The sequence below is a fragment of the Streptomyces poriferorum genome, assembly GCF_019399235.1.
GTDB classification, from domain to species: Bacteria; Actinomycetota; Actinomycetes; order Streptomycetales; family Streptomycetaceae; genus Streptomyces; species Streptomyces poriferorum.
In genome coordinates this window covers 1-22,126 of the sequence record NZ_JAELVH010000117.1, presented here as the reverse complement: position 1 = coordinate 22,126, position 22,126 = coordinate 1, and the positions used below count along the sequence as shown (strand labels likewise).

General features: G+C 73.3%; 19 protein-coding genes and 3 pseudogenes. 6 read left to right on the top strand and 16 right to left on the bottom strand.

Translation table 11 applies throughout. From position 1 onward, the window contains the following. Both JGS39_RS20770 and hisI read right to left on the bottom strand, forming a co-directional pair. A pseudogene (locus JGS39_RS20770) lies at window positions 1-270 on the bottom strand (anthranilate synthase component I); the annotation flags it as partial. An 11-nt stretch (window positions 271-281) separates the two neighbouring features. Next, window positions 282-665: a phosphoribosyl-AMP cyclohydrolase gene (hisI, locus tag JGS39_RS20765; protein WP_219570713.1), complete on the bottom strand. Its 384-nt coding sequence runs from the start codon at window positions 663-665 to the stop codon at window positions 282-284. Between the two features lie 84 nt (window positions 666-749). Between hisI and JGS39_RS20760 the strand changes: the two genes are divergently transcribed. Beyond that, window positions 750-1,382: a TIGR03085 family metal-binding protein gene (locus JGS39_RS20760; RefSeq protein WP_219570712.1), complete on the top strand. Its 633-nt coding sequence runs from the start codon at window positions 750-752 to the stop codon at window positions 1,380-1,382. Between the two features lie 17 nt (window positions 1,383-1,399). On the opposite strand, the gene JGS39_RS20755 is transcribed toward JGS39_RS20760, so the two are convergent. The 5 genes from JGS39_RS20755 to JGS39_RS20735 form a co-directional block, all read right to left on the bottom strand. Next, window positions 1,400-2,650 (bottom strand): MFS transporter, encoded by a 1,251-nt coding sequence (locus JGS39_RS20755; protein WP_219570711.1) that lies wholly within the window; start codon window positions 2,648-2,650, stop codon window positions 1,400-1,402. Window positions 2,651-2,675: 25 nt separating this feature from the next. Continuing rightward, the gene (locus tag JGS39_RS20750) at window positions 2,676-3,263 is read right to left on the bottom strand and encodes a winged helix-turn-helix domain-containing protein (protein ID WP_219570710.1); all 588 of its coding nucleotides are present in this window, start codon (window positions 3,261-3,263) and stop codon (window positions 2,676-2,678) included. Window positions 3,264-3,302: 39 nt separating this feature from the next. Beyond that, the gene (locus JGS39_RS20745) at window positions 3,303-4,892 is read right to left on the bottom strand and encodes a sodium/solute symporter (RefSeq protein ID WP_219570709.1); all 1,590 of its coding nucleotides are present in this window, start codon (window positions 4,890-4,892) and stop codon (window positions 3,303-3,305) included. Window positions 4,893-5,351: 459 nt separating this feature from the next. Next, a complete protein-coding gene (locus tag JGS39_RS20740; RefSeq protein ID WP_219570708.1) occupies window positions 5,352-6,734 on the bottom strand; it encodes an RsbRD N-terminal domain-containing protein in 1,383 nt (460 codons plus the stop codon). Window positions 6,735-6,945: 211 nt separating this feature from the next. Beyond that, window positions 6,946-10,290 carry an AAA family ATPase gene (locus JGS39_RS20735; RefSeq protein ID WP_372456152.1) on the bottom strand — a complete coding sequence of 1,115 codons (3,345 nt, stop codon included), beginning with the start codon at window positions 10,288-10,290 and terminating at the stop codon, window positions 6,946-6,948. Between the two features lie 161 nt (window positions 10,291-10,451). Between JGS39_RS20735 and JGS39_RS20730 the strand changes: the two genes are divergently transcribed. After that, window positions 10,452-11,240 carry an alpha/beta fold hydrolase gene (locus JGS39_RS20730; RefSeq protein WP_219570707.1) on the top strand — a complete coding sequence of 263 codons (789 nt, stop codon included), beginning with the start codon at window positions 10,452-10,454 and terminating at the stop codon, window positions 11,238-11,240. A 75-nt stretch (window positions 11,241-11,315) separates the two neighbouring features. Here the strand turns inward: JGS39_RS20730 and bdeA are convergent, their stop codons facing one another. The 9 genes from bdeA to hisD all read right to left on the bottom strand — a co-directional run bounded on the left by bdeA (window position 11,316) and on the right by hisD (window position 18,203). Continuing rightward, window positions 11,316-12,200, bottom strand: coding sequence for a bis(hydroxyethyl) terephthalate hydrolase (gene bdeA, locus JGS39_RS20725; RefSeq protein ID WP_219570714.1), 885 nt, complete (start codon window positions 12,198-12,200; stop codon window positions 11,316-11,318). Between the two features lie 242 nt (window positions 12,201-12,442). Then, complete coding sequence (gene hisF / locus JGS39_RS20720) at window positions 12,443-13,198, bottom strand: imidazole glycerol phosphate synthase subunit HisF (RefSeq protein WP_219570706.1); 756 nt, start codon at window positions 13,196-13,198, stop codon at window positions 12,443-12,445. Continuing rightward, window positions 13,195-13,593: a RidA family protein gene (locus tag JGS39_RS20715; protein WP_219570705.1), complete on the bottom strand. Its 399-nt coding sequence runs from the start codon at window positions 13,591-13,593 to the stop codon at window positions 13,195-13,197. The genes hisF and JGS39_RS20715 overlap by 4 nt, the downstream gene beginning before the upstream one ends. Continuing rightward, window positions 13,590-14,315 (bottom strand): bifunctional 1-(5-phosphoribosyl)-5-((5-phosphoribosylamino)methylideneamino)imidazole-4-carboxamide isomerase/phosphoribosylanthranilate isomerase PriA, encoded by a 726-nt coding sequence (priA, locus tag JGS39_RS20710; protein WP_219570704.1) that lies wholly within the window; start codon window positions 14,313-14,315, stop codon window positions 13,590-13,592. Before priA ends, JGS39_RS20715 begins: the two co-directional genes overlap by 4 nt. After that, window positions 14,315-14,956: an imidazole glycerol phosphate synthase subunit HisH gene (hisH, locus tag JGS39_RS20705; protein ID WP_219570703.1), complete on the bottom strand. Its 642-nt coding sequence runs from the start codon at window positions 14,954-14,956 to the stop codon at window positions 14,315-14,317. The genes priA and hisH overlap by 1 nt, the downstream gene beginning before the upstream one ends. A 10-nt stretch (window positions 14,957-14,966) precedes the next feature. Continuing rightward, on the bottom strand, window positions 14,967-15,134 hold the full coding sequence (locus JGS39_RS20700) for a CG2302 family histidine operon protein (RefSeq protein WP_168713658.1): 168 nt from the start codon (window positions 15,132-15,134) through the stop codon (window positions 14,967-14,969). Beyond that, window positions 15,131-15,733 carry an imidazoleglycerol-phosphate dehydratase HisB gene (gene hisB / locus JGS39_RS20695; protein WP_219570702.1) on the bottom strand — a complete coding sequence of 201 codons (603 nt, stop codon included), beginning with the start codon at window positions 15,731-15,733 and terminating at the stop codon, window positions 15,131-15,133. Before hisB ends, JGS39_RS20700 begins: the two co-directional genes overlap by 4 nt. Further along, on the bottom strand, window positions 15,730-16,884 hold the full coding sequence (locus JGS39_RS20690; RefSeq protein ID WP_219570701.1) for a histidinol-phosphate transaminase: 1,155 nt from the start codon (window positions 16,882-16,884) through the stop codon (window positions 15,730-15,732). The genes hisB and JGS39_RS20690 overlap by 4 nt, the downstream gene beginning before the upstream one ends. Then, window positions 16,881-18,203 (bottom strand): histidinol dehydrogenase, encoded by a 1,323-nt coding sequence (gene hisD / locus JGS39_RS20685; protein ID WP_219570700.1) that lies wholly within the window; start codon window positions 18,201-18,203, stop codon window positions 16,881-16,883. The genes JGS39_RS20690 and hisD overlap by 4 nt, the downstream gene beginning before the upstream one ends. A 154-nt stretch (window positions 18,204-18,357) precedes the next feature. Between hisD and JGS39_RS20680 the strand changes: the two are divergent. The 4 genes and pseudogenes from JGS39_RS20680 to JGS39_RS40985 all read left to right on the top strand — a co-directional run. Next, window positions 18,358-19,981: pseudogene (locus JGS39_RS20680) on the top strand (oxidoreductase). A 255-nt stretch (window positions 19,982-20,236) separates the two neighbouring features. Further along, window positions 20,237-21,274 carry a hypothetical protein gene (locus JGS39_RS20675; RefSeq protein WP_219570699.1) on the top strand — a complete coding sequence of 346 codons (1,038 nt, stop codon included), beginning with the start codon at window positions 20,237-20,239 and terminating at the stop codon, window positions 21,272-21,274. Window positions 21,275-21,279: 5 nt separating this feature from the next. Then, entirely contained in the window at window positions 21,280-22,023 is a 744-nt protein-coding gene (locus JGS39_RS20670) for an LON peptidase substrate-binding domain-containing protein (protein ID WP_219570698.1), read from the top strand. 22 nt (window positions 22,024-22,045) lie between these two features. Then, window positions 22,046-22,126 (top strand): annotated as a pseudogene (locus tag JGS39_RS40985) (Cys-tRNA(Pro) deacylase); the annotation flags it as partial.

Below are 22,126 nucleotides of genomic sequence, written 5' to 3'. Positions count from 1 at the left end.
GCCGTCGACGGGGACGCCGACGGGCGGGGTGCCGAGCCAGTGGGCCTCGCCGTCGCGGGTGGTGAGCGTGGCTGCGCTGCGTACGCCGATGAAGGAGTACCGCGACCAGGTGCGGCCGTTCTCCGCGGATTCGAGGAGGAAGGTGCCGGTGCGTTCCCCCGCGAGCTTGCGGTAGAGACCGACCGGGGTGTCGCCGTCCGCGAGGAGCCGGCGGGTGACGGGGATGACGCGCCGGTCGATGGCCAGCTTGCGGAAGGTGTCGAGGTCCATGGCGGCAGACCCTACTTTCCGAGCGGCAGGACGTCGGCGTCGAAACAGGTGCGGTCGCCCGTGTGGCAGGCGGCGCCCGTCTGGTCGACCTTGACGAGGACCGTGTCGGCGTCGCAGTCGAGGGCGACGGACTTGACCAGCTGGATGTGGCCGGACGTGTCGCCCTTGACCCAGTACTCCTGGCGGCTGCGCGACCAGTAGGTGCAGCGGCCGGTGGTGAGCGTGCGGTGCAGCGCCTCGTCGTCCATCCAGCCGAGCATCAGCACCTCGCCGGTGTCGTACTGCTGGGCGATGGCCGGGACCAGTCCGTCGGCGCCGCGCTTGAGACGGGCGGCGATGGCGGGGTCGAGGTCGCTGGCGGGCCGGGGCGTGCCGGGCGTGGGCGTGCTGGTCATGCGCCCATTGTGCCGTGGTCCCGGAGGCCGTCCGGGCGTGCGTCCACTGGGCGGACGGTGGGCGGCGGTCGTACGCTGGCTGGCATGTCGACCCATGCGAAGCGCGAACGACTTCTGCTTGCCGACCTGTTGGAGGCCGTGGGCCCGGAGGCCCCGACTCTCTGCCACGGCTGGACCGCCCGCGATCTGGCGGCTCATGTGGTGGTGCGTGAGCGGCGGCCGGACGCGGCGGCGGGGCTGGTCATCGGCCCGCTGAAGAACAGGAGCGAGCGGGTCCTGACCGAGTTCACCGAGAAGCCGTACGAGGAACTGATCCAGCTCATCCGTACGGGTCCGCCGAGGCTGTCGCCGTTCGGGCTGAAGCAGCTGGACGAGGCGGCGAACACCGTCGAGTTCTACGTGCACACGGAGGATGTCCGCCGGGCGCAGCCGGACTGGTCGGCGCGGGAGCTGGACCCGGTCTTCGCCGATGTCCTGTGGTCGCGTACGGAGAAGGCGGCGCGGGTCCTGGGCCGGAAGGCGCCGGTGGGGCTGGTGCTGCGCCGCCCGGACGGCCAGACGGCGGTGGCGCACAAGGGGACCCCGGTGGTGACGGTGACGGGCGAGCCGGGCGAGCTGCTGCTGTTCGCGTTCGGGCGGCAGGACGCGGCGCGGGTGGAGCTGGAGGGCGAGAAGGACGCGATCGGCCGCCTGACGACCGCGAAGCTCGGGATGTAGCCCGGCGTCGCACGCGGTCAGCCCGGGAGCTCCGCGCGGCGCAGCGGCGCGAGCAGCAGGCCCGCCATCGCCCCGGCAGCGCACAGCGAGGCGCTGGCGACGAAGACCGGGCCGGTGCCCCAGAGAGCGACGGCGGCTCCGGTGACGGGATAGCTGAGCGGCGCCAGGGCGTGAGTGAAGAGCGTCGAGACCGACGTGACGCGGCCCAGGTAGGCGGGGTCGGCGGCGGTCTGCGTGAGGGCACCGCACAGGGCGCCGCCGAGGCCGGCGAAGAGTCCGACGAGGACCGCGACACCGGCGGCGAGCGGCACGGAGGGCACGTACGCGAGGGCGGCGATGGCGACGGCGCCGACCAGCACGGTGAGGCACATGACGAGTCCGGCCCGGGGGACGCGTCCGCGTACGGTGAGCAGCAGGGCCGAGGCGCCCGCGCCGATGCCGAAGGCCGCGATGACCCAGCCCATGCCCGAGGCGCCCCAGCCGCGCTCGTCGCTGAGCAGGATCAGGCCGAGGTTGAGCGGGCCGACGAAGCCGAGCTCGCTGACGGCGACGACGAGCATCAGGGGGCCGAGCATCGGGTGGCGGCGGATGTATCCCAGTCCGTCGGCCAGTTCGCGCCAGGCGGTTCCGGCTGGTTCGGCGTCGGCCGGGTCCCGCGCGGGCAGCGGACTCATCCGTACGGCCAGGAGCAGGGGCAGCGAGACGGCGAAGAGCACGCCGGCCGCGGCGAAGGCGAGGACCGGTCCGCCGAGGGCGACCGCGACGCCGCCGAGCGGGGCGCCGACCACGTTGGCCGTACGGGTGGCGAGGCCGCGCATGCCCTGGACCCGGGCGAGCTGGGAGGCGGCGGTGATCCGTGGAGGCAGGGCGCCGACGGCGGGCAGGAAGAGGGCGTCGACCGCGCCGAAGACGAGCGCGACGGCGATCAGCATCCACACCGTGGGTGAGGTGAGGAGCAGGGTGCCGGCCAGGCCCAGGATGACGAGGCAGCGGGCGGTGTCGCTCGCGACGACGACGCGGCGCGGGCCGAGCCGGTCGGCGAGCACTCCCCCGCCGAGCAGGAGCACGGCCCGGGGTATGGAGCCGGCCGCGAGCACCAGACCGGTCTGGGCGGCGCTGCCGGTGCGGGCGGCGGCCCAGGCGAGAGCCATGTAGTAGACGCTGTCGCCGATCATGGACGCCGCGTAGGCGCCGAGCCAGCGCAGGACGTTGCCGTCGCGGTGGGCGGGGCGTCCGGTGTCGTCGCCGACGGGGAGGGTGACGGTCACGGGGCCGTCCTCTCGGGTCGGCGGGTCAGGTCCGGAACGGGAAGCCGTACAGGTGCAGTGCGACGTTCTCGCGGTTCTCCGTGTCACCGGCCTCGTCGCGGGCGCGGCCCTGTTCCTGGTACCGGTTGATGACCGCGTCCAGTTCGCTTTCGAGGGCTGTGAGCTCCTCGGCGGTCAGCCGGGCCAGGTACTCCGAGCCGAAGGAACCCTTGCGCCACTGGGGGGACCAGCTCCGGTACGTGTCGAGGTGACGGCGGTACAGCTCGATGTGCTGGTCGAACGAGAGCCGGCTGACGGCGGTGTGGGTGGCTGCCTTCTCGGGGGCGTCGTCGAAGTCCTCGTCGTTGAAGCGCAGCCCCTTCGACGTGGGCTGCCACCAGCGCTCACGGCCGTCCCCGCCCTGCCGGCCCGCCTCCTCGATCAGGCCGTGGTCGGCGAGCTTGCGCAGGTGGTAGCTGACCAGCGAGACCTGTTCGTCCACCTGCTCGGCGAGCTGGGAGGCGGTGGCCTGCCGGGCGATGTGGAGTGCCCGGTACAGCTTCATCCGCAAGGGGTGTCCGAACGCCTTGAGCGTGCCGAGGTCGGACACCCGGCGTGATTCGTTGCTTGCCATGCCCTTCACGGTAGATAGGAAAGAAAACTTGCGCAATATTTATTGCGCAATAAACCTTGCGCGATGGGCCGGTGCCGGCTGCTCCCTCCGCCCGCCGCGGGACCCCAGGTATCCCAGGAGGAATCCGGCCGGGATCGTGACGAGGCCCGGTGTCTGGAGCGGGAACCAGTGGAAGTCGCGGGTCGGGAACAGTGCGATGTGGGTGCCGGAGAACGCGGGCGAGAACACCATCAGGAACACGATGAGCGGCAGCGTGCCGTAGACCGTCCAGCGGACCCCGCGCGCGTTGAAGCCGGGCCGGAACAGGGCGTACAGCAGGACCGGCGGCAGCACGGACGCGGCGGCCGCGAACGAGAGCGAGAGCAGCACCTGCGGATTGCGGTCGTGGGTGTACGTCGACACGTAGACGGCGAGCGCGCCCGTCAGGACGACGGCCAGCCGGGCGCGGAGGATCTCGCGCCCCGCGGACCGGTCGGAGCGGACTGCCGTACGGGAGCGGGCCTTCGCCGCGAAGTCGCGGGCGACGGAGGAGGCGGCGGCCAGCGTGATGCCGGCGACCGCGGCCAGGGTCGTGGCGAACACCGCGCAGGCCACGAACGCGAACAGCAGGCTCTCGCGCGGCCCGTCGGCGCCCGGGTCGAGTGCGCCGGTCACCAGCAGCAGCGCGGTACCGCCCGCCGGGTCCGCGGCCTGGATGATCTTGTGGCCGAGCAGGGCGGACGCACCCAGGCCGACCACGACGACGCCGGCGCACAGGAAGGCCACCGGGGCCGCCGCCCAGACGGTGGCGCGGCGCACGGTCCAGAGGTCGCGCATGGGGTGCAGCCGCATCATGATGTGCGGCATGCAGGCGGCCCCGAGGACCAGGGTCAGCTGGAAGCCGAGGAGATCCAGGGTGCCGGCGAAGGTGTGGCCGAACTGCAGTCCGGGGCGCGCGTAGGACCCGCCGGCTCCGCTGCCCTGTTGCGCGGCGTCGAAGAGGGCGAAGGGGTTCCAGCCGTAGCGGGCGAGCACCAGCCCGGCGAGCAGGGTCACCGCGGCCAGTACCACCGCGACCTTGACGATCTGGATGTAGCCGGTACCGCGCATGCCGCCGACCGCCGAGTAGCAGACCATCAGGGCACCGCTGGCGACGGTGCAGCTGGTGAGCGCGCCGTCGGGCAGCCCGAACATGGAGGCCATGACCCGGCCCGCGGTGGCGAGTTGCACCAGCAGCAGCGGGGCCAGCACGACCAGGGTCGTGATTCCCAGGGCGCGGCGCACGGTCGGGTCGCCGAGCCGGTCCGCCAGGAAGTCACCGAGGGTGAACACGCCCTTGCGGCGCATCGGTTCGGCCAGGATCCGCATGACCAGGACGAGGGAGGCGACCGTGGCGACGGCGAAGAGGATGCCGTCGAATCCCGCGAGGGCGACCGAACCCGTGGTGGAGAGCAGGGTGGCGGCCGAGATGTAGTCACCGGCGATGGCCAGCCCGCTCCCCGCCGGACCGAGGGCGGAGCCGCCGCCCGCGTAGAAGTGTTCCGGGTCGTCCTGGTCCGCCGCGGCCAGCCCGCACAGCAGCAGCGACACCGCGACGAATCCGAGGAAGACGACCACGGCCAGCGACCGGGCGTCGAAGCCGCCGCTCACCGGCGCGGTCCCGGAGCCGGGGCAGGTGGGACGGCGGCTGCGCAGGCGCGCGCGGGTGCGCGGGGCGTGCGGGGTGTCGGGGGCGCTGAGGACATGCCGGTTACGGCATCAGGCGGCCGGGTCCGCGTACAGCGGGCGGGACATGGGCGCTGCGCGGGTACAGCCGGTGCGGGCGAGGTCTGTGCGCGAGCACATCGCGCCTGCCGGCCGGTGGGCGCGGGCGCAGCTCACCTGCCGACCCGTGGACGCGGGCGCGGGCGCAGGCGCGGGCGCAGGCACATCGCGCCTGCCGACCCGTGGACACGAGCGCGATGTGCTCGCCGGGCCATCAGTCCGCGGGCGTGGGCACAGCACGCCCGCCGGCCCGTGGGCGCGGGCACAGCTCGACTACCGGCCGGTGGGCGCGAGCACAGCACGCCCCCACCCCGCGGGCGCGGGCGCGATGTGCTCGCCGGGCCGTCAGCCCGCCAGCAGGCGGCGGGCCGTCAGGGCCAGGGAGACCTCGACCGCGTCGGACGGGCGGGTCAGACAGCGACCGGTCAGCTGCTCGAAGCGGCGCAGCCGGTTCAGGACCGTGTTGCGGTGGCAGTAGAGCCGGGCCCCCGCCCGCTGCGCGGAACCGTCCGAGTCGAGCCACGCAGTGAGCGTCTCGATGATCACGTCGCGGTCGGCCGGGTCCAGCCGGTCCAGCGGTCCCAGCACCCGTGCGGCCAGCGAGGAGCCGAGTCCCGGGGACGAGACGACCAGCGCGGCGGGCAACTGCTCGTCGAGCAGGACGACCCCGCCTCCGGCCGGGCACGCCCGCAGGGCGGTCTCGGCGAGCCGCCGGGCGTCCCCGACGGCCGCCAGCCCGTCCACGACGGAGCTGATGCCGACCCTGCTGCCGGGCGGGGCGGACAACCCCGCGGCCAGCGCGGCGAGTTCCGCGTCCCCGTCGACCGCGCCGGCAGGTCCGCCGGGCTGTGTGTCGCCGCCCTCGTCGGCCGCCGATCCGGCGCCCGCACCGGCCGGCGGGGCGACGGGCTCCGTCGCCCCCTCGCCCAGGGACAGCGGCAGGATCGCGAACTCGGCGTCCGGGCCCGGGTGCCAGAGCGCGTCCGTCCCGGCGGGCAGCGTCATCGGCGGCTGCGCGGTGCCGTGCGGGGCGCGGCGGGCGGTGGAGACCGCTAGCACCGCGTACCTGCCGTGTTCCGGCAGCCCCAGCATCGCGGCGGCGTCCGGCAGTTCGGCGATCTGCGCGGTGCCGTCCAGCAGGGCCGCTGTCATCAGGCGCTGGCGGTTCTCCCGCCGCCAGGCCAGCTTGCGCTCGGTCTGGCGGTAGGCGTCCGCGACGACACCGCAGTGCTCGTCCACGAAGTTCCAGACGTCCGCCGCGACGTGCACCAGCAACCGGATGTCCTCGGGGTGGCGGCGCGCGGTGTCGTCCACCAGGTCCTGCCAGACCATCGCACCGCCCATCCGGAAGGCGTGCAGGACCGCGTCGAGCGGCAGGCCCTGTTCGGCCCGGACCTCACCGATCCGCCGGGAGGTCCGGTGGGCGGCCTCCCGGAACTCCCTTGGCTGGATCAGCGATCCGACGTTGTGCCGCAGCGAGTGGTGCACCTCCTGCCAGATCTCCGCCGCGTCGGCCTCGATGGCCGAGCGGTAGGCGGGCTCCTGCTCGCGCAGCGCCTCGACGAGCCGGTCCGTGAGCTCCGGCAGCGCCTCCATCAGCACCCGGGCAGCCCGGTGCAGTACGGCGACGGCCTCACGATCGGCCAGCGAACGGAAGCGGCGCGGCATCGGCGCGACGGGGGGCGGCCCGTGCAGCGCCCTGACCCGTGAACGTACGACCTGCGGCATGGCGGCCTCCACCGGGATTCGGCCGGCTCCAGAAAACGACCGGCTCCGGTTCACTCAGCCCGGCGTTGGGCATGAGCACACCGAATCATCCTGACGCCCGCAGAATGGCATACCGCCCAGTCGGTACCTAGAGGTTTGCGGCGTTCTTCTCATCACGGTCCTGCAACCTCCCGGACTCGGAGCCGAAACCGGGGCGCCTCACCGGCGTCGTTCAGCGGTCCAGCAGCCTGGCCAGTTCGGTCCTGGACCGCACACCGAGCGCGGCGAAGACATTGCGCAGATGATGGTCGACGGTCCGTGTGCTCACCGAGAGCCGCAGCGCCACCTCACGGTTGGTGGCCCCCTCGGCGACACACCGGGCGATGCGCTGCTGCTGCGGGGTGAGCGCGGCCAGCGGATCCGTGCCATCCGCCGCGGCCGGGCCCTCCACGGCCTCCCCGGCGGCCCTCAGCTCACCGCTCGCCCTGTCGGTCCAGGCCCGCGCACCGCACCGCTCGAAGGCGACCAGGGCGTCCCGCAGCGGGCCCCTGGCCTCCCGGGTACGGCGGCGCCGGCGCAGCCACGCCCCGTGGAGCAACTGGGTGCGGGCGCGTTCGAAGTCGCCGCCCGCGCGATCATGGTGGGCGAGCGCCTCCTCGTACCGTCCGGCGACATCGGCCGGTGCCGCCAGCAGGGCACGGCAGCGGGCGAGTTGGGCGGGGGCCTGGGGATCGGTGGTGCGCGTGACCCACACGGCGAACTCCGCCACCGCGTCGGCCACCGGGTCCGCTCCCCTGCCCCGGTCCGCCCGTCCGGCCAGGACGGACGCCTCGACGTAGCACGGCACGGCGAGCATCCGGGTGGCGAAGTGCCCGCGCCGGGGGCCGGGCCGCACGAGTGGGTCGAGCCGGGCCGCTGCCTCGCCGGAGCGGCCCGCCGCCAGGTCCGCGCGGGCGAGCGCCCAGGTGGCGAGGGTCGCGGCCTGTACGAGTCCGTTGGGGCCCGCCCCCGCGAGGGCCGCGTCGGCGTGGGCGGCACAGGCCTCCGTGCCGCCCTCCACCGAAGCGGCGAGTGCGAGCACGGCGTGCAGGTGGGAGGCGATGTTGGGCTGTCCGGTACGCCGGGCCGCGTGCAGGCCCTCCAGCGCGTGGGCGCGGGCGGGGGCATGGCGGCCGGCCCGGAGCTCGGCGTACGCCAGGTGCTCCAGGGCCTGCGGCAGCAGGGCCTCGGGGCCGGCCGACCGTACGGCGGCGAGCGCCCGGGTGCCGAACCGGCAGGCGGCGTCGACGTCGCCCAGCACCAGGGCCGAGACCCCGCCGCGCAGCAGCTGGGCCGGGTCGTCAGCCCGGCCGGCCGAGTCGAGGCAGCGGCGCAGCAACGCCCGCCCTTCGGCGATGCGCCCGCACAGCACCGCGCTCATACCGTCGCAGTACTGGGCGAGGGCGGGTTCCGGCACGGAGACCGGCATCCGGGTCATGGCGTCGAGGTACGCGAGCGCGTCCCCCATCGCCCAGGCGGCCTCGGCGGCGCCGAGCTGGGCGTCGAGGGCGCGGCGCGGGTCGTGCGGCGCGAGCAGCGCCGCGGTGGTGAGGAGGGCCTCGTGGGCGTCTGCGGCCGGTCCGTCGCGCAGGGCGAGCAGCCCGCGCACCAAGTGCGCGCCGTCGTGCGCGGGGCGGGCGCCGACCCGGACCAGCAGCGCGCGGGCCCGGCCGGCGTCTCCCGCGAGCCGGGTGTGCTCGGCGGCGGCGGCGAACCGGGCCGCCCGCACCGCCTCGTCGCTGGAGAGCACCGCGGCCCTGGCGAGCGCGGCAGCCCGTTCCGCATGCGGCCGCGGCGCCACGGCGGCCGCCTCCAGCGCGTCGGCCAGCCCGTCATCGGGCCCGTCGGCGGCGCAGGCACGTTGGACGAGCGCGGGCAGCCCTGCCGGTCCGACCGGTCCGGCAGCCAGGTACCCCGCCCCGGGCGGCAACGCGCCGCGCTGAGGGGGAAGCGCCGCACCGGACCGGCTGACACCGCCGGGGCCCGACGCGGGGACGGGCGCAACGCCGGGAGCGGGCACAGCTCCGGGAGCAGCAACGCCGGGAGCGGGCGCAGCGCCGAAGAAAGGCGCAGGGCCGGGGGCGAGGCCGGAACCGGAACCGGGGCCTGGGCCTGGGGCCGAAACGGAACCGACCGCGCGGGTGTCACCGGGGCGGAATCCGGCAGCGCTCACCCAGCCAACGCCAGGACGCAGACCCGCACCAGTCACCGACCCCTCCCCCGGACGCAGACCCGCGCCAGCCACCGGCCCATCTCCCGGGCGGAAGGCGGAACTGGGCGCCCGGCCGTCGCCGGGACGGGCAGCGGACCCGGAAGCCGTCAGATACGAGGCACCGGCCCCGGAAGCCGTCAGATACGGGACACCGGCCCCGGGCCGGGACGTCTGACCGCCGGGGCCCAGCCCCCCGCTCCCCGTCCCCGCGGACCGTCGCGGTGGCCGGCGGACCCGTCCGCGGGCGCCGGCCGGGGCCGCGGTCAGCAGCGCGGCGAGCAGTCCGTGCACCGCGCGGCGGTGCTGCGGGGAGGCGCGGTGCAGGACCGCCCGGCGCAGCAGCGGGTGGCTGAAGTGGAGTCGGTCGCCCGCTCGTTGGAGGGCTCCGGCGGTCCCGTCCGGGGTGAGCAGGGCCTGGTCGAGCGCGGCGGGGCCGATGCCCGCCGCGGCGGCGGCACGGAGCAGGAGCGCGGCATCGGCCCCGGCGCCCTCCGGCTCGTGCTCGTGTGCCGCGGCCGCGAGCAGCAGCAGCGTGCGGGTGTCCGGGGGCAGCCCGTCGAGGCGGACGGCGTGCGCCTCCAGGACGTCCTCGGCGCCGGGCAGCGGATAGGGCGGAGGGGTGCGGCCCGCAAGTTGGCCGGGGGTGAGCCGGGCGGCAAGTCCGGCGAGCAGCCGGGGGTTCCCGGCCGCCTCCCGGATGAGCTCGCCGCGGACCACCGGGTCCACCTGGTCCGCGACGCCGGCGGCCTCGGTGATGCGGTCCAGGAGGGCCGCCGCGGCATCGTCGTCGAGCGGGCCGAGCCGGAGCGCGGGCAACCCCGCGAAACTCGTCTCGTCACCCGCCCCGATCAGCACCGCGACCCGGCTGCCCGCGCCGAGCCTGCGGGCTGCGAAGACCAGGGCGGCACGCGAGTCGGGGTCCCAGGCGTGCGCGTCGTCCACACATACCAGCAGGGGCCGCTCCGAACCGAGTTCGCGGAGCAGGACGAGGAGTTCCGTGGGGGTGATGCCGTCGCGCAGCACCCGGTCCGGCGGCAGTGGCAGCGGGGCCGGAGCGGAGCAGAGCAGGGCGTGCAGCCCGCTGTACGGCAGCCGTTGCTCGGCGGGTGCCGCGGTGGCGGACAGCACGGGGCCGGTACGCCGTTCGCGGTGCGCGGCCACGGCCTTGTCCAGGAGCGCGGTACGGCCGACGCCGGGCAGCGCGGTCAGCACCAGCGCGCCGCCGTCGCCGTTGCGCAGCCGCGCCAACAGGGTGTCCAGAATGGCGAGTTCACCGCTGCGGCCGTACAGCCGGAGCGGACTGTGCACGGTCGTCGATGAAGTCACACCAGCACGTTACTTCCGCGTAAACAGTGCCGGAAGACGCGCGTCCGGCCCTGCCCCGCCCCCGCCCGGTTGTGGGGCGCGCTCCCAAGGCGGGCCGCAGTTGGCTGTGCAGGCGCACAGCGCGGGCCCGTCTCCGCGCGGGCCGCCCGTAATGTCGGGCCATGACTGATGAATTCCGTACGGACGACGGTCTGACGCTGCGCTACTGGTCCTGGTCCCGCTCACCCCGGGCAGGGCTGCCCCCGGTGATTCTGCTGCACGGCTTCGCCGCCCACGCCCGGCTGAACTGGGAGGGCCCCGGTGTGGTCGAGGCCCTGGTGGCCCGTGGCCGCCACGTCCTGGCCCTCGACGCGCGGGGGCACGGTTCGTCGGACAAGCCGCACGACGACTCCCTGTACGGCGAGCCGGTGATGGCCCGCGACGTACGGCAGCTGATCGACCGCACCGGGGCCGGCGAAGTACATCTGGCGGGCTATTCGATGGGGGCGGTCGTGGCGCTGCTCGCGGCGGCCGACGACGAGCGGATCACCCGGCTGGTGGTCGGCGGGATCGGCGCGGGCGCGGTGGAGGTGGGCGGGCTGGACACCCGGGCCATGCCTCCGGAGCTGGTGGCGGCCGCGCTGACGGCCGAGGACGCGGCCGACGCCCCCGAAAGAACCCGGGGCTTCCGGGTCCTGGCCGACACCACGGGCTCCGACCGGCTCGCTCTCGCCGCGCACCTCCGCGCGCTGCACCGGGCCCCGCTGCCGCTGGACCGGATACGGATACCCACGCTGGTGCTCGCCGGGGCCGACGATCCCCTCGCCGTACGGCCCGAGGTGCTGGCCGACGCCCTCGCGGGGGCGCGGCTGGAGGTGCTGCCCGGCGACCATCTCACCGCCGTCCGCGATCCGGGATTCGCCTCCTGTGTCGCCGGCTTCCTCACCGAGGACGACCGACACGACGACTGACACGACGACTGGCACACCCCAACGGGCAAGGGCCGGACCGCTGTTCGCGGCCCGGCCCTCACCAGATGTCAGGAACTACGAGGTGTGCGGGCAGTTGCCCCGCGACTCGGCGATCGTCAGGCTCGCCGCGGGCAGCGGGCACAGGAACTGCTCGTAGCGGGAGTCATTGTCGATGAAGCGCTTCAGCCACGAGATGCTGTACTTCGCGATCGTGGTGTTGGAGGAGTTCGGGGTGAAGTGCGTGGCCCCGCGCAGCTCCACGTACGCCTTGTCCAGTGTGCTCGGCAGCGACTGGTAGAAGGGCTCCGAGTGGGTGGCGACGGGGGCGATCGTGTCGCCGTCCGCACCGAAGATCAGCGTGGGTGTCCGGACCTCGGGCCAGGTGGTGTCGAGGTTCCAGCCGGTCAGCGGGATCGCCGCCTTCAGCGAGGTGCGGCTCTTCGCCGCCTCCAGGGTGCCGCCACCGCCCATGGAGTGGCCCATCACGCCGAGCCGGGAGGTGTCGATCCGGGTACGCACCGAGCTCGTCTTCGTGAGGTAGTCCAGCGCGGCCAGGAGCTGGCGGCCCCGGCTGTCGGGCTGGTCCACCGTGGTGTTGGTGTCGATGGTGAAGACGACGAAGCCCTGGGAGGCGAGCCGCGGTCCGAGCCAGGCGATGCTGGACTGGTAGGCGGTGAAGCCGGGCGAGATGGCGACGGCGCCGAACGTGCCGTCCGAGGTGGACGTCGGGTAGTAGATCGTGCCGCCGCCGAAGCCGCTGACGCCGAGCGAGGAGACGCTGGTCTGCGAGACCGCGTACGAACCGCGGCTCGCCTCGATACTCGAGTTGCTGGGTGCCGGACCGCGCTCGTAGGGGTTGTCTGCGGCCTGGGCGCCCGGGACCAGCGCGGTGCACAGACCCGCGGTGGCGACGGTGGCGGCCAGCAGGCCCTTGACGATGCGGGAGCGGCTCTTTGACATCCGGTGGCGCGGGGAGGTGTCGCCGGAGGGGAGGTGCTGCACGAGGGGGGATCCTCTCGGTCGTGGCGGGAGCCACGCCGGGCAGGGACCGAGACCCCCCGTCAACTGTCACCGAGGGCCTTCGGGATGCACCGCGTGGAACCGCCAGGTGTTCTCTGGCGGTCGCCACTGTTGCGGTGCACCCCGGTGCCGCACATCGGCAACTTCACCGGTCTTGAGAGCCGGTGCTCCCCCGCACGTCCTCAGCGGACCGGGTGCCCGGCCTCCCGCAGAGCGCCCTTGACCTCGGAGATCCGCAGATCGCCGAAGTGGAAGACGGACGCGGCGAGGACCGCGTCGGCCCCGGCGTCGATGGCCGGTGCGAAGTCCGCGAGCCGGCCCGCGCCGCCGGAGGCGATGACGGGAACGCTCACGTGCTTGCGTACGGCGGCGATCATCTCGGTGTCGTAGCCGTCCTTCGTGCCGTCGGCGTCCATCGAGTTGAGCAGGATCTCGCCGGCGCCGAGCTCGGCGGCCCGGTGGGCCCACTCGACGGCGTCGATGCCGGTGCCCTTGCGGCCGCCGTGCGTGGTGACCTCGAAGGTGCCGGCGGGGGTGCGCCGGGCGTCCACGGAGAGCACCAGGACCTGGCGGCCGAAGCGCTCGGCGATCTCCCGGATCAGCTCCGGCCGGGCGATGGCCGCGGTGTTGACGCCGACCTTGTCGGCGCCGGCCCGCAGGAGCTTGTCGACGTCGTCCGGGGTACGGACGCCGCCGCCGACGGTGAGCGGGATGAAGACCTGCTCGGCGGTGCGGCGCACCACGTCGTAGGTCGTCTCCCGGTCGCCGCTGGACGCGGTGATGTCGAGGAAGGTCAGCTCGTCGGCGCCCTCGGCGTCGTACAGCTTCGCCATCTCGACGGGGTCACCGGCGTCGCGCAGGTTCTGGAAGTTGACGCCCTTGACGACCCGGCCCTTGTCCACGTCGAGGCAGGGGATGACACGTACCGCGAGCGTCATCGCGCACCTGCCCGATAGGCCTCGACCTCGACCTCGACGACCAGGCTCGGGTCGACGAAGCCGGACACGATGATCATGGTGGCGACGGGGCGGACGTCGTCGAACAGCTCCTTGTGGGCGCGGCCGACCTCGTCGGTGTCCCGGGCGTGCGTGACGTACATCCGGGTGCGGACGACGTCCTCGCGGCCGAGGCCCACCTGCTTCAGTGCCTCGAAGGCGACCTCGAAGGAGGTGACGGCCTGCTCGTAGGGGCTGCCCGCGGAGATCTGGCCGTTCACCACCGAGGTGCAGCCGGCCACGAGCACCAGCCCGTTGGAGAGTTCGACCGCGCGGGAGTAGCCGAACTTCTCCTCCCAGGGCGCGCCGGAGGAGATGCGCTTGACGGAGTCGCTCATACGGAGACCGCCTCCAGCGCCTCTTCGAGCGTGAACGCCTTCGCGTACAGCGCCTTGCCGACGATCGCGCCCTCGACGCCCGCCGGGACGAGCGAGGAGATGGCCCGCAGGTCGTCGAGCGAGGAGACGCCGCCGGAGGCGACGACGGGCTTGTCCGTGGCCGCGCAGACGTTCTTCAGAAGTTCCAGGTTGGGACCCTGGAGCGTGCCGTCCTTGGCGATGTCGGTGACGACGTAGCGGGCGCAGCCCTCGGAGTCGAGGCGGGCGAGCGTCTCGTAGAGGTCGCCGCCGTCGCGGGTCCAGCCGCGGCCGCGGAGCGTGGTGCCCCGGACGTCGAGGCCGACGGCGATCTTGTCACCGTGCTCGGCGATGACCTTGGCGACCCATTCGGGGGTCTCCAGCGCGGCGGTGCCGAGGTTGACGCGGCGGCAGCCGGTGGCGAGGGCGGCGGCGAGCGTGGCGTCGTCGCGGATGCCGCCGGAGAGCTCGACCTTGATGTCCATGGCACCGGCCACCTCGGCGATGAGCGCCCGGTTGTCACCGGTGCCGAAGGCGGCGTCCAGGTCGACGAGGTGCAGCCACTCGGCGCCGGAGCGCTGCCAGGCGAGTGCGGCCTGGAGCGGGGAGCCGTAGGAGGTCTCGGAGCCGGACTCGCCGTGCACCAGGCGGACCGCCTGGCCGTCGCGGACGTCGACGGCGGGGAGCAGTTCAAGCTTCGGCATTACAGCGTCTCGATCCAGTTGGTCAGCAGCTGGGCGCCGGCATCGCCGGACTTCTCGGGGTGGAACTGGGTGGCCCACAGCGCGCCGTTCTCCACGGCCGCGACGAACCGTTCGCCGTGCGTGGCCCAGGTGACCTTGGGGGCACGGATCTTGGCGTTGGTGACTTCGAGGGACCAGTCGTGCGCCGCGTACGAGTGCACGAAGTAGTACCGCGCCCCTGCGTCGAGTCCGGCGAACAGCCTGGAGTCCTCGGGGGCCTCGACGGTGTTCCACCCCATGTGCGGGACGACGTCGGCCTTGAGCGGGCCGACGGTGCCGGGCCACTCGTCGAGGCCCTCGGTCTCCACGCCGTGCTCGATGCCGCGCTCGAAGAGGATCTGCATGCCTACACAGATGCCCATGACGGGGCGCCCGCCGGAGAGCCGGCGTCCGATGATCCATTCGCCCCGGGCCTTCTTCAGCCCCTCCATGCAGGCGGAGAACGCTCCGACGCCGGGTACGAGCAGCCCGTCGGCGTTCATCGCCGTGTCGAAGTCGCGCGTGATCTCGACGTCGGCACCGACGTGGGCGAGGGCGCGCTCGGCGGACCGGACATTGCCGAAGCCGTAGTCGAAGACGACGACCTTCTTCTTCGTATCCACGTGTGCTCCCTCAGTCCCAGAGGCCCTGGATCCGCATGACGCCCGCTACCAGGCACATCACGGAGGCGATCCCGAGCAGCACGATGACGCCCTTGGGCATGCCCTGCTTCGAGAAGGAGTAGACCCCGCCGGCCAGGAAGAGGCCGACCAGGATCAGGACGGTGTTGAGGCCGGTCACAGGGCGCCCTTCGTGGAGGGGAGGATGCCGGCCGCGCGCGGGTCGTGCTCGCTGGCGTAGCGAAGGGCCCGGGCGAGCGCCTTGAACTGGCACTCCACGATGTGGTGGGCGTTGCGCCCGTACGGGACGTGGACGTGCAGGGCGATCTGCGCCTGGGCGACGAAGGACTCCAGGATGTGCCGGGTCATCGTCGTGTCGTACTCGCCGATCATCGGCGCCATGTTCTCGGGCTCGGTGTGCACCAGGTACGGGCGGCCGGAGAGGTCGACGGTGACCTGGGCGAGCGACTCGTCCAGCGGGACGGTGCAGTTGCCGAAGCGGTAGATGCCGACCTTGTCGCCGAGGGCCTGCTTGAACGCGGCGCCGAGCGCCAGCGCGGTGTCCTCGATGGTGTGGTGCGAGTCGATGTGCAGGTCGCCGTCGGTCTTGACCGTGAGGTCGAACAGTCCGTGGCGGCCGAGCTGGTCGAGCATGTGGTCGTAGAAGCCGACGCCGGTCGCGACGTCGACCTTGCCGCTGCCGTCGAGGTTGATCTCGACGAGTACGGAGGTTTCCTTGGTGGTCCGCTCCACTCTTCCTACGCGGGCCTCGCGAGTCATGCGTCGTGCTCCTTCTTCAGTTCGCGTACCGCATCGAGGAACGCGTCGTTCTCTGCCGGGGTCCCTGCGGAGACCCGCAGCCATCCCGGTACGCCGTTGTCCCGGACCAGGACGCCCCGGTCGAGGATGTGCCGCCAGGCGGTGTGGCTGTCGGCGAACCTGCCGAACTGGACGAAGTTGGCGTCCGAGTCGGTGACGTCGAAGCCCTGGGCGCGCAGCTCGGTGACGATCCGGTCGCGTTCGCTCTTGAGCTGCGCGACGTACCCGAGGAGCGTATCGGTGTGCTCCAGGGCGGCGAGGGCGGTGGCCTGGGTGACGGAGGACAGGTGGTACGGCAGCCGCACCAGCTGGACCGCGTCGACGACGGCCGGGTCGGCGGCGAGGTAGCCCAGGCGCAGTCCGGCGGCGCCGAACGCCTTCGACATGGTGCGGGAGAGCACCAGGTGGCGGCGGCCCTCGATCAGCGGGAGCAGCGAGGCGTGGTGGCTGAACTCTCCGTACGCCTCGTCGACCACGACCATGGACGGCCCGGCGGCCTGCGCGGCGTCGTACAGCGCGAGGACGGTGTCCGCGTCGACGGCGGTGCCGGTGGGGTTGTTGGGCGAGGTGATGAAGACGACGTCGGGGCGCTCCCGCGCGATGACGGCGCGGGCCGCATCGACGTCGATGGTGAAGTCCTCGTTGCGCGGTCCGGAGATCCAGCCGGTGCCGGTGCCGCGGGCGATGAGGGCGTGCATCGAGTACGAGGGCTCGAAGCCGATAGCGGTGCGGCCGGGCCCGCCGAAGGTCTGCAGCAGCTGCTGGAGGACCTCGTTGGAGCCGTTGGCCGCCCACACGTGGGCGCGGGTGACCTCGTGCCCGGCGGTGCGGGTGAGGTAGCGGGCGAGCTCGGTGCGGAGCTCGACGGCGTCCCGGTCGGGGTAGCGGTTGAGGTCGCGGGCGGCCTCGCGGACCCGTTCGGCGATCCGGTCGACGAGGGCGTCGGGGAGCGGGTACGGGTTCTCGTTGGTGTTCAGCCGGACCGGTACGTCCAGCTGGGGCGCCCCGTACGGGGACTGGCCGCGCAGCTCGTCGCGGATCGGGAGCTCGTCCCAGGCGTTGCGCGGGGCGCCGGCGTCCGTACCGGTGCCCGTGGTGCTGTCGTTCGTCACTGCTGCGGAACCTTCCACCCGAACCTGGCCTTGAGCGCGGCGCCGTGGGCGGGGAGGTCCTCCGCCTCGGCGAGGGTCACCACATGGTGGGTGACCTCGGCGAGCGCGTCGCGCGTGTAGTCGACGATGTGGATGCCGCGCAGGAAGGACTGCACGGACAGGCCCGAGGAGTGGCAGGCGCAGCCGCCGGTGGGCAGGACGTGGTTGGAGCCGGCGCAGTAGTCGCCGAGGGAGACGGGCGACCAGGGGCCGACGAAGACCGCTCCGGCGTTACGGACGCGGCCGGCGACGGCCGCGGCGTCGGCGGTCTGGATCTCCAGGTGCTCGGCGGCGTACGCGTCGACGACCTTGAGGCCGTCCTCCATGTCGTTGACCAGGACGATCGCGGACTGGCGGCCGGCCAGGGCGGGCTCGATCCGGTCGGTGACGTGCTTGGTCGCGGCGACCTGCGGCTTCAGCTCGGCCTCGGTGGCGGCGGCGAGCTCCTCGGAGTCGGTGACCAGGACGGCGGCGGCCATCGGGTCGTGCTCGGCCTGGCTGATCAGGTCGGCGGCGACGTGCACCGGGTCGGCGGTGGCGTCGGCGAGGATCGCGATCTCGGTGGGGCCGGCCTCGGCGTCGATGCCGATGCGGCCCTTGAGGAGGCGCTTGGCGGCGGCGACGTAGATGTTGCCGGGGCCGGTGACGAGGTTGACGGGCAGGCAGTCCTCGGTGCCGTACGCGAACATCGCGATGGCCTGGGAGCCGCCGGCCGCGTACACCTCGTCGACGCCGAGCAGGGCGCAGGCGGCCAGGATCGTGGGGTGCGGCAGTCCGCCGAAGTCCTTCTGCGGCGGGGAGGCGACGGCGACGCCCTCGACTCCCGCTTCCTGGGCGGGGACCACGTTCATCACGACGGACGACGGGTAGACCGACCGGCCGCCCGGCACGTACAGCCCGACGCGCTCGACCGGCACCCACTTCTCGGTGACGGTGCCGCCGGGGACGACCTGGGTGGTGTGGGTGGTGCGGCGCTGCTCGCGGTGGACGAGGCGGGCGCGGCGGATCGACTCCTCCAGGGCGGCGCGCACGGCGGGGTCGAGCTGCTCCAGCGCGCCGGTGATCGCGTCGGCCGGGACACGGATCGAGCCGAGCCGTACCCCGTCGAGTTTCTCCCCCCAGTCGATCACTGCCGCCGAGCCACGATGGCGTACGTCCTCGCAGATGGGCCGCACCGTCTCCAGGGCGGCTTCCACGTCGAACTCGGCACGGGGCAGCAGGTCGCGCAGGGCGCCGCCCTCGGGGAGGGCATCGCCGCGCAGATCGATTCGAGAGATCACACCGCAATTCTCGCAGACCGCCCGGGACGCCCGGACGCCCGTATCACTGGCTGATACATGTCCCCGGTGTCACGGCTGACTATTAGCGTTCACCTGGTCACTCAGAGGGAATAAGGGGATTACCGATTTACGGCTCCGAGCGGAGGGAGCGTCGGTGACCGAACCGCACGACGGGGAGTTTCCGGACGGCCTCAGCGCCGCAGAGCTGGGCATGTGGCAGTCCTTCAGGACCGGAACCACCTACGACCTGCGCGCCCGTGACGGGGTGCGCGACGACCCCTTCGCCCCACACGTCTGGGGCCCCGAACGCAGCGTGGCGGCCCGGGTCGTCGCCCGGCTGCTGCTGAGCGGTCCACAGGCCCGGCCCGGCCGGGTGGCAGGCCCGGCCCGGCCGGGTGGCGGCGCTGAAGCTCCGGGGGCTGCTGATCACGGGCAGGCTCGATCTGGCGGGCGGGCGCGTCGATCCGTACGTGGAGATGACGGGCTGCCGCTTCGAGGAGGAGGTGCTGCTGCCCGAGTGCCACTTCACGACGCTGCGACTGGTCGGGTGCGCGATCCCACGGCTGGAGGCGGCGCGGCTGCGCACCGAGGGCGACCTCCACCTGCCGCGCTGCCGGGTGGAGCGCGGGATCCGGCTCACGGACGCCCAGATCGGCACCGACCTGCTGATCAGCCAGATCGACATCGGCCCCGACCGGCAGGGGCGGGCCCTCGTCGGAGACGGGCTCACGGTCGCCCAGGACCTTCAGGCCGAGATGATCGAGACGCTCGGCGAGCTGAGCCTGCGCGGGGCGAAGGTGGGCGGTTCACTGAGTCTGCGCGGGAGCCGGCTGCGGGCGACGCAGGGGCTCCGGGCGCTGAACGCCCCGCAACTGAGCGTGGAGCGGACGCTGTACATGAGCGAGGCCTGGGTCAGCGTGGACACGGGCAACCAGGGCACCACTCCCCCGTACGGCATCGCCAACTCCCCGACACCGGCCCGCGGCACCCGTCCGCAGGTCTTCCGGTGCCGGGGCGGGGTGCGGCTGGACGACGGGCGCTTCGGTGACGCGATCGATCTGCACAAGGCAGTCTTCGTGCTGACCGGCCACGAGGAACTGTCGCTGCGGCGCACAGTCGCTCCGGAACTGCGCTTCAACCCGGAGCGCCCGGCGCAGGGACGGGTGGTGCTCAACGGGGCGAAGGTCGTCACGCTGATCGACGTGTCGACCAGTTGGCCGGGCCCGGGCGGGCTGGCCATGGGCGGTTTCGTGTACGAGAACCTCGTCCCGTACGGGCACTTCCCGCTCTCCCGCCGTCTGGAGTGGGTGGCGGCGGCGACCCCCGAGTACGTGCCGGAGCCGTACGAACGGCTGGCCGCCGTGCTCCGCAGCAGCGGGGAGGACGCGGACGCCCGCGAGGTGCTGCTCGCCAAGCAGCGGCGCCGGCGCGAGACGCTGCCGCCCGCCGCGAAGCTCTGGGGCTTCGTCCAGGACTGGACGGTGGCGTACGGCTACCGGCCGGGGCGGGCCGCGGTCTGGATGGCGCTGCTGTGGGCGGCGGGCACGGTGGCGTTCTCGCGGTACGAACCGGCTTCGCTCAAGGGCAGCGAGCATCCCGAGTGGAACCCCGCGCTGTACGCGCTGGATCTGCTGGTGCCGGTGATCGACCTCGGCCAGGACGGCTACTGGCGGATGGTGGGCGGCTGGCAGTGGATCGCGGCGGCCCTCGTCATGCTCGGATGGATACTGGCCACCACCGTCGCGGCCGGCGCCTCACGGCTGCTGCGCCGCGGCTGACCGGGGCGGGCGGCCTGACGGACGGCATCCGGGCCGCGCGCCGTGTGCTGACGGGCCCGACGGGGCCCGACGGCGTCCGAACAGATGCGCCCCGGCGTCGGACACACCACCGATCGTTCCCATCCGGAACAACAGGAACAGGCCAGATTCCGCGATTTCCTTTACTCTTTCTTGGCTCCGGTCAGGGCAACCCATCCACTCGGCACCAAAGCTTCACAGCGCCTCTCTGGCGCCCGCCCCGACCAGCGCTTTTCAATGGTCTGCACCATGCCTTTCCTCCGCGCTCTGCTCCGTACCGCGCGCGTGATCCGGCACACCCCGGAGCTGTCCGCCGGGTTGCCCGCGGACCATGCGGTGATGCTCGACGCCCCCGACGAGCGGCTCTCGCCCGCGCTGGTGGCCGCCGCCCTCGGGGACTACGAGCCGGCGGCGAAGCTGTTGGCGACGACCCGGGACGCCGCCGAGTGGGAGAGCCGGGACCGCTATCTGAACCGGCTCGTCGCCTTCGCCCGCAACCGGGACGGCTGGCTCCGCGACTGGCTGGCCGTCGCCCCGCGCGACTGCGACGCGATCCTCGTCAAGGCCCAGCTCGCGGTCGAGCGGGCCTGGGAGTCACCGGCCCGCGCCGAGCAGCTGCGCGCGGTCGGGCCGATGATCACGGCGGCCGCGGAGGGCGATCCCCGCGATCCGGTGCCCTGGCGCCTCGCGCTGGACCACGCCCGCGGCACGCATGCCACGCACACGACGTTCGAGGCGCTGTGGGGGCAGGCGATCCAGCGCTCCACGCACCATTACGGCTGCCATGTCGCCGCCCTCCAGTACCTCTCCGCGGCCTGGTACGGCTCGCACCGCGAGTGCTTCGACTTCGCCGAGCGGGCGGCCGAGGACTCGCTGCCCAGTTCCCTGGTGCAGGCGCTGCCGCTGCGGGCCGCCTTCGCGGTGCTGACCGAAGGTCCGGGGGCCGGGTTCACCTCGGTGCAGGAGGAGCGGATCGACGCCGCGGCGGATCTGGCGATCTCGCTGTCGGGCGCGTTCGCACCGGGCGACCCGTGGCCGGCCGAGGTGCGCAATCTGCTCGTGTACGTGCTTCTGGCGCGGGGCCGCTGGGGCGAGGCACTGGAACAGTTCCGGCAGATCGGACCCCATGCGGCGTCGTTCCCGTGGGCCTCGGTGTCCGACGATCCGCTCGGCAGTTTCCTCGACGCACGGGACGGAGTACGGCTCAAGGTGGCCTCCCGGACGCCGCTCGGCCACCGGGCCGACCGGGGACGGGCCCGCGGCCATTACGCTTGACCGTTGTGACCACCGCTCGCCTGCCTCTGTTCCCGCTGAACGCGGTGCTGTTTCCCGGCCTTGTGCTGCCGCTGAACGTCTTCGAGGAGCGGTATCGCGCCATGATGCGCGAGCTGCTGAAGACCGATGAGGACGAACCGCGCCGCTTCGCCGTGGTCGCGATCCGCGACGGCCGCGAGACCGCCCCGACGGGTTCGGGCATGCCGGACGCCGTGACGGTGCCCGTCGAGCGCGGTCCGGGGGACGGCTTCGGGCCCGACCCGGTCCAGACGTTCCACCGGGTCGGCTGTATCGCCGACGCGGCGAAGATCCGGGAGCGTTCGGACGGCAGCTTCGAGGTCCTGGCGACCGGCACCAGCCGCGTGAGGCTCCTGTCCGTGGACGCGAGCGGCCCGTTCCTCACCGCCGAGCTCGAAGAACTCGACGAGGACCCGGGCGAGGAGGCGGAGGCACTCACCGAGGGCGTCCTGCGGGCCTTCCGCAGCTACCAGAAGCGGCTGGCGGGCGCGAGCGAGCGTTCCCTGACCACGGGCGCGGACCTGCCCGGCGAGCCGTCGGTCGTCTCCTACCTGGTGGCCGCCGCCGCGGTCCTCGACGTCCCCGCCAAACAGCGGCTGCTCCAGGCCCCGGACACCGCGACCCGGCTCCGCGAGGAGCTGACGATCCTGCGCTCCGAGACCGCCGTCATCCGGCACCTCCCGTCGCTGCCGGCCGTGGAACTCACCCGGGCCCCGACCCACCCCAACTGAGCGAGCGGAGGGCCACTCCCCCGTGGCGAAGAAGCCGAAGAAGCAGTCCCAGTCCGGCGGCACCCCCGCGACGGTCGCGCTGACCGCGGCGGGCACGGAGTTC